The sequence below is a fragment of the Candidatus Laterigemmans baculatus genome (assembly GCF_010367455.1).
Taxonomy (GTDB): Bacteria; Planctomycetota; Planctomycetia; order Pirellulales; family Pirellulaceae; genus Laterigemmans; species Laterigemmans baculatus.
This window is the reverse complement of sequence record NZ_WRPR01000112.1, coordinates 82,996-97,483: the sequence shown is the minus strand read 5'-3', so window position 1 is coordinate 97,483 and position 14,488 is coordinate 82,996. Positions and strand designations below refer to the sequence as shown.

8 protein-coding genes are annotated in these 14,488 nt (G+C 65.6%); 5 read left to right on the top strand and 3 right to left on the bottom strand.

From position 1 onward, the window contains the following. The first annotated feature begins 124 nt into the window (after nt 1–124). From GNK13_RS18450 to GNK13_RS18435, 4 genes are all read left to right on the top strand, one after another. Entirely contained in the window at nt 125–2,668 is a 2,544-nt protein-coding gene (locus GNK13_RS18450) for a hypothetical protein (RefSeq protein WP_164104026.1), read from the top strand. Nucleotides 2,669–3,070: 402 nt separating this feature from the next. Further along, nucleotides 3,071–4,810, top strand: coding sequence for a hypothetical protein (locus tag GNK13_RS18445; RefSeq protein ID WP_203329137.1), 1,740 nt, complete (start codon nt 3,071–3,073; stop codon nt 4,808–4,810). A gap of 468 nt (nt 4,811–5,278) precedes the next feature. After that, the gene (secA, locus tag GNK13_RS18440; RefSeq protein WP_164104025.1) at nt 5,279–8,980 is read left to right on the top strand and encodes a preprotein translocase subunit SecA; all 3,702 of its coding nucleotides are present in this window, start codon (nt 5,279–5,281) and stop codon (nt 8,978–8,980) included. Between the two features lie 10 nt (nt 8,981–8,990). Continuing rightward, on the top strand, nt 8,991–10,274 hold the full coding sequence (locus tag GNK13_RS18435) for a 3-deoxy-D-manno-octulosonic acid transferase (RefSeq protein WP_164104024.1): 1,284 nt from the start codon (nt 8,991–8,993) through the stop codon (nt 10,272–10,274). Between the two features lie 11 nt (nt 10,275–10,285). On the opposite strand, the gene GNK13_RS18430 is transcribed toward GNK13_RS18435, so the two are convergent. Beyond that, nucleotides 10,286–11,827, bottom strand: a complete 1,542-nt coding sequence (locus GNK13_RS18430; protein ID WP_164104023.1) for a sodium/glutamate symporter — start codon at nt 11,825–11,827, stop codon at nt 10,286–10,288. A gap of 441 nt (nt 11,828–12,268) precedes the next feature. Here GNK13_RS18430 and mscL point away from each other — a divergent pair, with 441 nt between their 5' ends. Beyond that, nucleotides 12,269–12,694, top strand: coding sequence for a large-conductance mechanosensitive channel protein MscL (gene mscL / locus GNK13_RS18425; protein ID WP_203329136.1), 426 nt, complete (start codon nt 12,269–12,271; stop codon nt 12,692–12,694). On the opposite strand, the gene GNK13_RS18420 is transcribed toward mscL, so the two are convergent. Further along, nucleotides 12,667–13,554 (bottom strand): purine-nucleoside phosphorylase, encoded by an 888-nt coding sequence (locus GNK13_RS18420; RefSeq protein ID WP_203329135.1) that lies wholly within the window; start codon nt 13,552–13,554, stop codon nt 12,667–12,669. The genes mscL and GNK13_RS18420 overlap by 28 nt on opposite strands. A 20-nt stretch (nt 13,555–13,574) precedes the next feature. After that, a complete protein-coding gene (locus tag GNK13_RS18415) occupies nt 13,575–14,414 on the bottom strand; it encodes a purine-nucleoside phosphorylase (RefSeq protein ID WP_164104021.1) in 840 nt (279 codons plus the stop codon). Nucleotides 14,415–14,488: the final 74 nt, after the last annotated feature.

The following is a 14,488-nucleotide window of genomic DNA, read 5'->3' as shown; positions in this document are numbered from 1 at the left end:
TACTTTTTGGGGAAAACGGAAAATTTGTTGCACGGATCGGGAGCCTCCGCGGCACTAATCAAAGAGAGGGACAACGGTCCCAATCGAAACCGCCTCCCGATGTCTCGTGCCCCCGAAAGCTCCGATGCGGCTGACCCTGCGAACCCTGCTCGCCTACCTCGACCATACGCTCGACCCGGCCGACGAAGCGGCGCTCGGTGAGAAAGTCCAGCAAAGCAGCCTGGCCAGCGAACTGGTCCGCCGCATCGAGCGGTTGCTGTCCCACCCACAAATCGATGCCCCTTCGGCCAACGCGGTCGGCCCGACCGATGACGCGAACGCGGTCGCCGAGTATCTCGACAGCACCCTCGCGGCCGAAGCGACCGCGGAAGTCGAACGCCAGTGCATCGATTCGGACGAGCACCTAGCCGAGGTCGCCGCCAGCCACCAGATCCTGACGATCGCGCTGGGCGAACCGGCCGTCGTCCCGAGTCCCCTGCGCCAGCGGATCTACGCGCAGCGGCCGAATCGAGAGTCGGCGGCGAGTTCCGGCGACGCGGCGGCGGCCGATGCTCCCCTGGCCGCCGGATCGATCACGCCGGTGGGGCCCGCCGATTCGGGGGTCTCGGACGCGACGACGCGGCTGCCGCAGGAAGCCGACCTGCCGCAAGAGGCGGGCCCACTCGCCACGAAGCTCCCGGTCGACGCCAAGCCGTCGCGGGCGGCCGACCTGAATGCCACGCTTGCCGCTGCGACGGCCGCCCTTCGCAAGAACCGCGGTCGCCCCAAGCGGAACGAGCCGCAGCCTCCCCTGTCGCGGACGGCGATGGCCGGTGACCGCTCGCGGGAAGCACTCGAAGCGATGGGCCCCTTCCTCTCCGGCGGCCGCCCCTCGCGGATCGCTCCTTGGCTGGTCTCGCTCGCACTGACCGCCGCGTTCCTGTTCGTGCTCACCCGCGTCTTTGAGCCGTTCGCGCGGCGTCCCGCCGGCGACGCGATCGATCAGCAGCAACTCGCCCAGGAGGACGACCTGGGCATCGTCGCCTCTCCCGCGGCACCTCCGCCCCCGCCGAGCGAATTGCCCACCGACGCATCTCCCGCCTCCGAATCTCCCGCCTCCGAGTCACCCACCTCCGAAGCCCCTCCGCTCCCCGGCGACGCCGGACCGGACGTGCTGGAGGTTCCCGCCACCGATGCCGCACCGCCGCTGCCGAGCGACGCACCGCTCGAGTCGGATGAAGCCCCGCCACTGGCTCCCGCGTCGGAGGCGCCGCCGGTGCCGAGCGATTCACAGCCCCCCACTGCCGATCGCCCCGCGTCCCGGCCCGCCGACTCCGACGTGATGGAGGTCACCGAAGGGGCTCCTCCGGCTCCGGTCGGGGAACCCGCGGCGGCGGAAGCAACTTCCGAAGCGCCCCCGGTCCCCTCGCCGCGTCCCTCGCCGCGCCCCTCGGCCAGTGGATCCAACGGAGAGGGGACGGAGCTCGACCCCTCGGCGATGCTCGATGCGGCGGCCGCCGAAGCGGATGCCGCCGGGGCGATCGGTCGGATCGAGAACGACGGCGGGCTGCTGCTGACCCAGGATCCCCAGAGCGGGATCTGGGGCCGCCTCTTCACCGACAGTGACATCGCGAGCGGCACGGTGCTCGTCTCGAGCCCCACTTTCCGCAGCCTCGTCACGCTCGATGCCGGCGCTGAAATCACCCTCATCGGCCCGACCGCCGTCCGCGTCGATTCCCGCAATGCGGAGGAACTGCCAGCGGTGACGGTCGACTTTGGCCGCCTTCTGATCACCTCCATCCATGGCCCGGTCGAGATCCTTTTGGCCACCCCCGCCGGCAGTGGCATCGTGACGCTCAGCGAAGCCGGGGCGACGGCCGCGGTCTCGGTCGACTTTCGCCGTCCGAGCGGGACCGATCCCGGCGTTGCGGCCAACAGCACGGCGGTGCTGAGCCTGCTGTCGGCGCAGAGCGACCTGGAGTGGATTCCGCTCGGCGACGACCAGGCCACCCCGCTGGCCACCGGCGAGCGGCTCCGAATCACTGCGGCCGGCGAGCGCCGAGTGGACGTGCCGAGCAGCATCCCCGCGTGGCTCGATCCGCCCGAGGAGAGCGTCTCGTCGATCGAAGCGACCGCCCGCAGCGGCTTGGTCGAACTGCTGGCCACGGAGAAACCGGTCGAGCTGGCGCTCCGCGAGGCTGTCAGCTACCGGCGGGAAGAAGTGGCAGCCCTGGCCGCCCGCACGCTGCTGAACCTGGGCATGCCCGACAGTTACTTCGGCCCTAGCGGCGTGCTCAACCGGGCCGCGCAGCGGACCTACTGGCCGGAGCTGGTCGACGCGCTCATCCAGTTCGTCGATCGTGGCCCGCAGTCGGCGGCAATCGTCGCGCGGGCAGCGAGCGAGCTCGAAGGCGAAGCGGCCGATGAGGTCCTGCGTTTGCTGCAAGGCTTCTCCAACACCCAGCTCGAAGAGGGAGGCGACGCCACGCTCGTGGCCATGCTCGACCATCCCGCGATGTCAGTGCGGGCCCTTGCCACCGAGACGCTCCGCCAGATCACTGGCACCAGCCTCTACTTCCGAGCCGACTACGACACGCCCGCCCGCCGCTCCGCGGGAATCAAAAAATGGGAAGCAAAACTCAACCGCGACCAAATCCGCTGGACCAGTCCCAGCCAACCAGCGGAGTAGCGGCAACCGCCACCAGCGTCACCCTCCCCCCGGGAGGGCTGACGAAAATGCCAAGTTTTGGGCGAAGTGGAGAGGGCGTAGCCTTCTGCTCAAGTCTTCCCGCCCCGCAGGGGCCCAAACAATCCAGCCCAGGGCACAGCGCCGCGGCAACGCCGCAGAGCGACGCCCTGGGTCACGCGTGTCCCGCGCACCCAAAAGCCCTGAAAGGGCGAAACACACCTCCGCTCCACGCGTCCGAGCCTGTATCGCCCCTTCAGGGCTTGGCGCACTGGTGCGCTCCGATACCCAGGGCGGCGCTCTGCGGCTTCGCCGCGACGCTCTGCCCTGGGCTGTTCTGTTCGAGCCCTTCGGGCTGAGGATTTTTCGCAGCGCCGCGATCATCTCATTTCCAAGGAGCACGCGATGTCTCGTTGGCGAGTGTCCTATTGGTTTCGCGTCTGCGCGACGACCACGTTTTGCTTGGCTGGCTTAGCGCCACCGACCGTCGCACAAGATCCCGCTCAACCGTCTCCCGCGGCGTCTCCCCCGGCGGTGCTGTACCCCGGCTTCAGCGGCTATGCGAGGCCGGTGACGACGCGGGTCCCTGAAGCGCAGCAGTGGTTCGACCAGGGGATCCAGTTGCTCTATGGCTTCAACCACGACGAGGCGATTCGCTCGTTCGAGCGGGCCGCCGAGCTCGATCCGGACTGCGCCATGGCCCTCTGGGGTTCGGCCTACGGGCGCGGCCTGCACATCAACAATCCGCAGATGGGCGAGGAGCAGAGCCGATTGGCCCACCAGGCGGCCCAGCGGGCCGTGGCGGCGCTGGACGATGAAACGGAGGTCGAGCGGGGTTTGGTCGAAGCGGTCGCCACACGCTATGCCTGGCCCGCTCCGGAGGATCGCGGGCCGCTCGACCAGCGCTACGCCGATGCGATGGAGCGGGTTTGGCATCGCTTTCCCAACGATCCCGATGTCGGAGCGCTGTACGCCGAGTCGCTGATGAACCTCCAGCCGTGGGACCTTTGGACCGGCGACGCGGAACCGAAAGGCCGAGTGCTGGAGATCTTGGCGGTTCTGGAGCGGACGTTGGCCCAGGCGCCGCAGCACCCCGGTGCGAACCACTTTTACATCCACGCCATCGAGGCTTCGCCGTGGCCGGAACGCGGAACCGCGGCGGCCGAGCGTCTCGTCCCCGGCTCCGGGCACCTGGTTCACATGCCCTCGCACATCTTCATCCGCACCGGGCGGTATCGCGACGCGGCGGCGGCGAACGAGCGGGCGATCGCCGCCGATGAACGCTACTTCGCCAAGGCGCCTTCCCCCGAGTTCTATAGCCTGTACTTCCTCCACAACATCCACTTCCTGGCCTACGCGGCGATGATGGAGGGACGGTACGCGACGGCCCTCGATGCGGCGAGAAAAATCGAGCAACAGATCCCCGAAAAATTCCTTCGCGACTACGTGGTGATCGCCGACGGATTCATGCCGACCGGGCTGCACGTCCTACTGCGGTTCGGCAAGTGGGAAGAGATTCTGGCTGAACCCGAGCCCCCTGCCTGGCGGCTGCTGAGCCGGGCCGAGCGCCACTTCGCCCGCTCGGTAGCCTCTTCCGCCCTGGGCAAAATCCCCCAAGCCAAAGAAGAACTCGAAGCCTTAAAAAAAATCGCCCCCGAGCTCAGCGACGAGTGGAAGGTCGGTAACAACTCGGCCCGCGATGTCGTCGCCGTGGCTGCCACGATGGCCGCTGGCGAACTGGCGTTCCGCGAGGGGGACCGAGAGCGGGCGTTCGCCTTGCTCCGGGACGCGGTGGCGCTCGAAGAGGCGCTTAGCTACGACGAGCCCCCCGGCTGGATGCAACCGGTCCGCCACGCGCTCGGAGCCCTGCTGATGGCTGACCGCCAGTTTGCCGAAGCCGAGAAGGTCTACCGCGAGGACTTGGTGCGGCACCCGAACAACGCCTGGTCGCTGCTCGGGTTGCAACAGTCGCTCGAAGCCCAGCTCGCCACTCAAAACGAGCTGGATGCGGCGACGCGGCAGGAAAAAGCGAGCGAACTCGAAGCGCTGGCCGCACGGGTCGAGCAGGCCTGGGCCCGAGCCGACGTGGTTCCGGTCGCGAGCTGCTATTGCCATCCCGATGCGAAACCGGGAAAAGCCGATTAGGCACTGGCCGGAAAACTCGGACGACACCCTCCCCCCGGGAGGGTCGCGAGGAACGGGCGGGGAGGGTGCTCCGCTGGCCCTCCCCGGGCTGAAGAGCCCGACCCTCGCGGCGGGAGGGTCATGGTGAAGAACAGGTTTCCCGGCAGAGCCGATTCCGGTTAAAGCAGATATGCCGTTAAGGAGGGGTCGCCGGATCACGGTTGACCCACATTGCCTAAAGGCATAACTTTAACGGAACTGGAGACTTACGCGATTTATCCAGCCGTATATCGACCGCGTCTCCCGCGTCGCACGGCATTTTCCCTTCCCTGGGCCCAATCAACGCCTTCCGCCGCCGCGCATGGACGCGTGTTCGCCCTGCCTTCCGCCGGTGTTTTTGAAGCGGGACGCACACGCTGATTCGAACGTGGTCGGCGGAGTCGATCCGCCCCCGGGCGCGTTCGGCCACAGGGCGTATCAGGTACGACGATGGCAGTTTTGGAACGCATGTGGGAATTGGCCGGAGTTGTCTCCTCTGGCGTCTTGAGTTCAGTGGAACGCTCGGTGACCGGTCTGTTCGGCTCCAGCAATGCGCGGCAAATCAACCGCATGCAGGGGACGGTCGAAGCGATCAACGCCCTGGAGTCGAAGTACCAGGCGATGAGCGACGAGGAGCTCCGCCAGCAAACGGTCGAGTTCCGCCGTCGGCTTCGCGACGGGGAGACGCTCGACGCGCTGCTCCCCGAAGCTTTTGCCGTCTGCCGCGAAGGGGGCCGGCGGTTCCTGGGGATGCGGCACTACGACGTTCAGATGATCGGCGGGATGGTGCTGCACAGCGGGGCGATCGCCGAGATGGTCACCGGGGAAGGAAAAACGCTGGTCGCCACGCTGCCGGCCTATCTCAACGCGCTCGAAGGCAAAGGCGTTCACGTGATCACCGTGAACGACTACTTGGCCCGCCGCGACATGGAGTGGATGGCGCCGCTGTACATGAACCTCGGGCTGACCGTCGGCGCGATCCAGAGCGGGATGAGCACTGCGGAGAAGCAAGCCGCCTACGCCTGCGACATCACCTACGGCACGAACAACGAATTCGGCTTCGATTACCTCCGCGACAACATGCGGCCGGCTGCCCGCGGCGACGACCGGTTCCCTAAGGAAGCCCAGCAGAGCCAGGGTCCGCTGCACTACGCGATCATCGACGAAGTCGACAACATCTTGATCGACGAAGCCCGCACGCCGCTGATCATCAGCGGTCCGGCCGACATGGATCTGGGCAAATACGGCGATGCGGACCGCGTCGCTCGCCAGCTCAATAAAGAGACCCACTTCAAGATCGACGAGAAGAACCACAACGTCACGCTGACCGACGAAGGGGTTCGCGAGGCCGAGCGGCTGGCCGGTGTGGAGAGCTTCTACACCGCCGGCAACATGGACTGGCCGCACTTGATCGATAACGCGCTCAAAGCCCACTACATCTACAAACTCGACGTGAACTACGTCGTCAAAGAGGGCGAGATCGTCATCGTCGACGAGTTCACCGGCCGCTTGATGGAAGGCCGCCAGTGGTCCGACGGCTTGCACCAAGCGGTCGAGGCCAAGGAAGGGGTCAAGATCAAGCAGGAGACCCAGACCTTCGCCACGATCACCCTGCAGAACTTCTTCAAGCTGTACGACAAACTCTCGGGCATGACCGGCACGGCCATGACCGAGGCGAACGAGTTCTGGAAGATCTATCACCTCGACGTGATCGCAATCCCGACCAACCGGGTGATGCAGCGGATCGAGCACCCCGACGTTATCTATCTGACCGAGAAGGACAAATTCCGGGCCCTGGCCGAAGACATCGAACGGGCGTCGAAGTGGGACGTCCTGGTGATGAAGGACGGCAGCGAAGTCTGGGGAAAAATCGGCGCGGTCAGCGACGAGTCCTACGAGATCGTCCCCAAGCAGGCCAAAGCCAAAGAGCAGGTTCCCAAGAGCAAAGTCGCCCGCGTCGAGCGCGCCGGACGACCGGTTCTGGTCGGCACGGTCAGCATCGAAAAGAGCGAACGGCTGAGCGAGCTGCTCGATAAGCGCGGCATCAAGCACGAGGTGCTCAACGCCAAACAGCACCAGCGGGAAGCTGACATCGTCGCCCAAGCCGGACGAATCGGGGCGGTCACGATCGCCACGAACATGGCCGGCCGTGGGACCGACATCATCCTCGGCGGTAACCCCGAGACGATGGCTTGGGCCCAGCTGCAACACAAATACCCGACCCGTCTGGAGGTTCCCGACTCGGAATGGAATGCGCTGGTCGAGGAGATCGACCAACGCGAGAAGATGAGCGAGGAAGGGGAAGTCGTTCGCGAGCTCGGCGGGCTGTTCGTGATCGGCACCGAGCGCCACGAGTCGCGCCGCATCGACCTCCAGCTCCGCGGTCGCTGCGGACGCCAAGGGGACCCCGGTGGCAGCCGCTTCTACCTGTCGCTCGAAGACGACCTGATGCGGATCTTCGCCGGCGACTTCGTCAAACGGATGATGGAAAAGATGGGGATGAAGGAGGGCGAGGCGATCGAATCGTCGCTCGTCACCCGCCGCATCGCCGCCGCGCAGAAAAAGGTCGAAGAGCGGAACTTCGAAGTCCGCAAAAACTTGCTCGAGTATGACGAGGTCATGGACGAGCAGCGGAAGCGGGTCTACGGCTACCGCCAACAGATTCTCGACGGCGTCTCCTGCCGGACGTTGGTGATCGCCCAGATTCGCGGCCAGATCAAGCAACTGGTCACGACTTTCCTCGAGCCCGATTACGGTCCCGGTTCGTTCGCCACCTGGGCCGGCGGTCAGCTGACTTGCCAGCTCGAGCCGCGCGACTTCCGCAACATGGACTTCGCCTCGGCCGAGGAATACGCCCGCGACCAAGCCGAACGCGCCAGCGAAGCGGCGATCTACGAAACGATCGAAGAGAATCTGCCGAGCGATGGCGACGAGGACGAATGGAATTGGCAGGCGATGGCCTCCTGGGCCAATACTCGCTACGGCACGAACTACCGCGACCGCGATCTCAAGAAGCTCGACCGCGACGAGCTGGCCGACCAATTGACCGCCGAGGCGCACAAGAAGATCGCCGCGGTCGACTTGAGCGACGGCAAACCATTCCTCGACGCTGACTTCGGCTTGCAGTCGGTGTGCGGCTGGATGCGGCACAAGTTCGGCATCGAAGTCACCCCCGATGAACTCCGCGACCGCGAGCGGGACGAGATCATCGGCATGCTGGTCGAGCGGGCGACTGAGGCCTACAACCGCAAGGAGTCGGAGTACCCGGTGCTGACCGGCATCTCCGCGTTCACCCAAGCCCAAGGCAGCCAAGTCCACTTGGACCGCGAAGGGCTGGCTCACTGGGTCGAAGGCCGCTTCGGCGTACACGTGGCCCCGGAGGACTTGCGGACCACCCGCGACGAACTGAAAGCTCAACTGGTGGCATTCAGCGAATCGGCCCATGGCAAGGCGGCTGCCACGCAGGAAGCCGCCGAGCAAAAGCTCGCCAAACTGTTCGGCCAAACCGACCGCACGACCACCGCGTCGGTGGCCAGCGGCAGCAACGGCGCCCTCGACAGCTTCGCCGAATGGATGACCGACGAACTCGGCTGCCGGCTGCCCAAGGACGAGCTGGCTCGCATGGACTTCAGCCAGTTGACGAAGACGGTCGATGGCGCTGTCGATGATCGCTTCCATCCCGAGATGCGGCGGATGGAGCGGCAAGTCCTGCTCTCGATCGTCGATTCGGCTTGGAAAGACCACCTGCTGGCGATGGACCACTTGCGGAGCAGCGTGGGGCTGAAGGGCTATGCCCAGCTCGACCCGAAAGTCGAATACAAACGCGAAGGCATGCGGCTGTTCGAAAAGATGTGGGACTCGATCGCCGAGCGGACGACCGACTTGATCTTCCGGATGGAATCGTTCAACGAGGATTTTGTCCGCAGCACGTGGGTCGACGCCCGCACGCGGCACGACGAAGCGGCCGCTCCGAGCGACCTGGCCCGCCAGCAACAGCAGCAGCAACAAGCGGTCGACAACAGCAACGAACCGGCGGCCAAACCCGAACCCGTTCGCAACACCGCACCCCGCGTCGGCCGCAACGAACCTTGCCCCTGCGGCAGCGGCAAGAAGTTCAAAAACTGCTGCATGCGAAATTCGGTCGAGCTGTAGCTCTCCGCCGATGCTGCTGAACCTCGTCTACCTGGTCGCCATTCTGCTCGCCTCGCCGGTGTTGGCTTCGCGAGCGATCCGGCAGGGCAAGTACCGCCGCGGCTGGCAGGCCAAGCTCCGCGGACGGGTCGAACTTCCTGAGCCGACGCGGCCGCGAGTCTGGTTCCACGCCGTCAGTGTCGGCGAAGTCAATCTGCTCGGCGGACTCGTCGCTCGGCTCCGCGAGCGACGGCCCGACCTGGAGATCGTCGTCAGCACGACGACGGCGACCGGATACGAGCTGGCCCTCAAGCGGTTTCCGCCCGAGCACGTGTTTTACTGCCCGCTCGATTTCAGCTGGGCGGTCGAGCGCTCGCTGCGAACGGTTCGTCCCGACGCGCTCGTCTTGGCCGAGCTGGAAGTCTGGCCCAACCTGATTCGCCAAGCCAAGCGGCACGGGATCCCGGTCGCCGTCATCAACGGGCGATTGAGCGAGACGTCGTTCCGCGGTTACCAGCGTCTGCGACCGCTGATCGCTCCGACCTTCGCCCGGCTCAGCCTGGTCGCCGCCCAAAACGAAACCTACGCCGACCGTTTTGCGCGGCTCGGGACCGATCCGGCCGCGATCGCGGTGACCGGTTCGACCAAGTTCGACGACGCGCCGCTGAGCCGAGAGACCGAGGCGATTCGCAGTTTCCGCCGCCTCGTCGCCGCCGCTCCCGAACAGCCGATCTTCGTCGCCGGCAGCACCCAAGCCGGTGAGGAAGCAGTCGCGCTCGAGGCCTACGCCGCGCTGCTCGAGCGGTCTCCCGAACTGCGGATGATCCTCGTCCCGCGGCATGCCGAACGGTTCGACGAAGTGGCCGCGGAGATCCAGCGGCACGGTTTCCTCTGCCGCCGCCGCAGCGAGCTGGCCGCTCCCGCTCGTGAATGGGACCCCCGCACCGTGGTCCTGGTCGACTCGATCGGCGAACTCCGCAGCTGGTGGGGACTGGCGACCGTGGCGTTCGTCGGCGGCAGCTTGGGAAGCCGCGGTGGGCAAAACATGCTCGAGCCGGCTGGCTACGGAGCGGCCGTCTGCTTTGGCCCCAACACCCGCAACTTCCGCGACATCGTCGAGGAGCTGCTCGCAGCCCGAGCCGCGGAAGTCGTCACCGACCGGGACGCGCTGGTCGAATTCGTCGCGCGGATGCTCGCCACCCCCGAGCAAGCCGAGCGAATGGGAGCCGCGGCTCGCGAAGTCATCGAGCGGCATCAAGGCGCGACGAATCGCACGCTCGAGCACCTGGAAAAGATTCTGCCCGCCGCGAACTAGCGCCTCTGTACTCAGTGCTCAGTACTCAGTCCTCGCGCTCGCTTGGCGATTCTCACTCCGTACCAGATCAACCCGGCGACGACCGCTGCGAGCCCGACCGCCGTCGCGGCGATTGGAACCCTCTCGAGAACCAAGAGCGGCAGGGCGATCGTCAGCACACCGCCGCCGATGAAAGGGGCGGAGAGCGGAGCGGCCAACGCATAATCTTCCGCCGCGGCGGTCCGCAGCTCGGGGTCGACGATTCGCAGCAGCACAAACCCGGTCGCCGTCACTCCGGTCGACATTCCGTAGTTGATCAACCCCAGCTCGAACCAGTGCTCGCGGGGCAAAACGCGCCTCGAAATTCCCAGCAAGCAGATCGCCGTCCAAACCACCCCGCCGATAAACAACAAGGTGAACGGGACCCACAGGCTGGCCACCGCAATCAAGTCCAGAGAGCTGATCGCCGCGACGACCAGGATGTCCATCGCCACCGCCGTAAGCCGCTGCAGACTCGCCGCGTCGATCCAATCGCCCCGGCCGCTCTGGTGGAGCACGAGCCGCACGATCCCGCCTCCGAACAAGGTGTAGATGAACAGCGGGAAACTGCCTAGCGCGGCGACCACGTTCATCCGCCGCCCGAGCTCCGCCTCTCCCGCTTGGGTCGCGCCCGCTTCGCCCGAGTCTCCCACTGCCCCCGAGGGAGCGGCATCGTCCGCGGCAACCTCGGGGGCCGCCGATGACGCTGCTGCCGGCGCCATCCAGACCCGATCGATCTCTTCCGCCGCGAGGCCGACGAGCGTTTGCAGCCCCAGCCCGATTCCAAACGCCAAGGCCAGCCACACCATCTGCAGCAGCAGCGGATCGAGCACGTCGTGGTCGATCACCGAGTACCCGATCGGCGTCCGCTCGACCGGTGGAGCCGCCACGCCACTGCGGCCCGACGCCGCTGCGGAATCTGCAACCGTCGCTGAAACCCAGCCGGCTCGGACCCCGATGTTGATCCACACGATTCCCGAGACGATTCCGTAAACCAATCCGGCGGTCGCCATCAGCATTCCCAGATCGCGTCCAGCGGCCAGTCCGATCTCCGGATGGGTGAAGACTTGCCCCATCGCCGCGGCTGTGCCGTGGCCGCCGGCGAATCCCGTTTCGATCAACATCCCGATCGAGTTGGGCAAGTCGTAGAAGGGGCGAATCAACAGCCACGTGATCAGCAATCCCGTCGCGGTCTGGCCGAGGACGATGATCCAGACCATCAGACCTTCGCGAAGCGCCCGCCGCACATTCTCGCCGCGAAGGCCCGTTTGACGCTCCAGCAGCAACCCGGCAAACACCACCGCGATCAGCCAGCCCGGCCACGACTGGAGCGTTTGGTCGACCCGCACGCCCCACCGCTGCACATCAGAATCCGCGAAGGTGACTCCCAGCGTTGCATAGCTGACGATCGCCAGCCCTATGCTCCCGGCGATCACGGAAGCGGGAATGTAGAGCCAGCGAAAGAGCGGTACGTACATCCGCAGCAGCACGCCCACCAGCAGTAACACAGCTACGAAGATCAACGTCAAAGTCATGAAGCAGCAGTTCGCTCGAGCGTGAGAAGCGCCTCGCGAGGGCGTCAGCGGGCAGCAGCTGGTGGGGAAGGGGCAGGGGGCATTCTATCGCCTCAGGGGAAAAGGGGGGGAAGCCGGGCCGTTCGCAGCTCGCTCGCCCTTGCAGACCGCCGCTTGCGTCTATAAATCTCATTGAGACGATAGCCGCCGGGGAATCCGAGGGTGCTAGTTCGGATTATTCATCAGCCGCCACGCGCTAGCGTCCGGTTCTTGCGGCGTTTTCGAGAACCGGGGGCTAGCGCCCGGCGGCTGATGAATAATCCGGGCTAGCGCGTGGCGGCTGATTTGACCCACCGTTTCGCGGCGTTCTGTCGCGACTTTGAACGCCACGAGGCCCGAGGCTAGCGCCTGCGGCTCAGCAGACATGCGAACGGGCCGTCAATCACGACAAGGATAGAATCGATGAGCATGCTGAAAGAGTTTCGGGAGTTCGCCCTCCGCGGCAACATGATCGACATGGCGATCGGGATCGTGATCGGGACTGCCTTCGGAGCGGTCGTCAAATCAATGGTCGACAATATTCTCATGCCCCCGATTGGCTATTTGACCGGCGGCGCCGACTTCTCCGAGTTGGCGGTCAACCTCCCGGTCCCGGGCGACGAACCGGTGGCGATCCAGTACGGATTATTCATCAACTCGCTGATCAGCCTGCTGATCATCGCCGCCGCGCTGTTCTTGGTCGTCAAGCTGATGAACCGCATCCGCCGCCAGTTCGAAGCGAGCCCAGAGACCCCCTCGCCGACCACCAAGACGTGCCCGGAGTGCCAGATGGAGATTCCGATCAAAGCCCGCCGCTGCGGTCACTGCACGAGCGTCCTCGCCGCCTGAGTCGCGTGGAGCACTTCTTCGATGATCCTTCGCAGCTTTGGCTCCGCCCGCTCGCCGGCTTCAAGCACATGCTCGTGATCGGTGGGCTGCGGGGCGGTGGGATCAGCCCAGTTTTTGGGGAAGGCTAGATTGCTGATCATCGACAGCGCCAACACTCGCATCCCTCGGCGGCTCGCTTCGAGGACTTCGGGTACGGTACTCATTCCCACCGCGTCGGCGCCGAAGTGCCGCATCATCCGGTACTCGGCGCGGGTCTCGTAATTTGGGCCAAGCGTCGCCAGATAAGTGCCGTGGTAGGCGGCAAACGCCCCTTGCTCTGCCGCGTCAAGCGCCACGCGGGCCAGCTCCGGGTCGTAGACCGCGTCCGCCCGAGCGGTGCGAGGCCGGTATCCGCAGGCGTCCACCGCCGCGACGCCAGGCCGGCCATCGCCCCTCGAGCCGGGAAGCAGGTTGATGTGGTCGCGGAGCACCATGATGTCGCCGACGCAGAAATCGGCGTGCAACCCTCCCGCCGCATTGCTGACGATCAACACTTCCGCTCCGAGCGCCGCCAGGACGGCGACCGGGAAAGTGACTTGGTCGAGCGACCAGCCTTCATAGCAGTGCAGGCGACCGGCCATCGCCACGATCGGCGTGCGCTGAGCGCCGAACTCGCCCGCGACGATCTCGCCGCGATGCCCCGCAGCGGTGCTGCAGGCAAAGTGTGGAATCGCCGTAAAGGGAACCGATCGCGAATTCTCGATGGCCGCCGCGAAACCTCCCAGGCCGCTTCCAAGAATCACCGCGGCGCGAGGAATCCGATCGCCGATGCGAGCACGGATCGCGGCGGCCGCTTCGGTAATCCGACAATCGATCATCATCTGTCGAGCGGACCTGCGAATCAGGCGATGCGAACTTGATTGACCTGGGCGATCGTCTCGCGGACCAAGCGAGTCAGCTGCGGTTCAGCGCGAGTGGCCACGGCGATAATCTCTTCGACGCTGGCCGGCTTGAGCGCGTCGGGCAAGCACATGTCGGTGACGACCGAGAACCCAATGACTTTCAACCCGCTGTGAACCGCCACGATCGTCTCCGGCACCGTGCTCATGCCCACCACATCGGCACCGATCGTTCGCAGGTAACGGTACTCCGCTCGCGTCTCCAAATTCGGACCCGCCACCGCCACGAACACACCCTTGTGGGCCACGATGTCGTTGCGGCGAGCGACCGCCAGCGCGACGTCGATCATCCGTTGGTCGTACGGCTCGCACATGTCAGGAAACCGCGGCCCGAGGCGATCGTCGTTGATTCCGATCAGCGGATTGTCCCCCATCAGATTGATCTGGTCCTCGATCAACATGATGTCGCCGCAGTTGTAATTCGGGTTCAAGCCTCCGCAGGCGTTGCTGACCACCAGCATCTCGGCCCCGAGTGCCTTGAAGACGCGGATCGGCAGCGTGATCTGCTTCAGCGGATATCCCTCGTACATGTGGAACCGGCCTTCCATCGCGATCACCGGCACGCCGTCGAGCTTCCCGCAAACCAGTTGTCCGCGATGGCTGGTCGTCGTCGACTTGGGGAAGTGCGGAATCTCTTCGTAGGAAATCGTCGCTTCGGTCTCGATCTCCGCGGCCAACCCACCAAGCCCGGTTCCGAGGATCAGCCCGGTCTGCGGCGTCCCGCTCCATCGCGACCGGATGAACGCAGCGGCTTCGGTAACTTTGTCGTACAGATCGAGCATGGCGAAGAACCATCCGGAGGGTCAGAAGCGGTCGGGCGAGCCACGGTGTGGCGGCTATCATAGAAGCCTCGCCC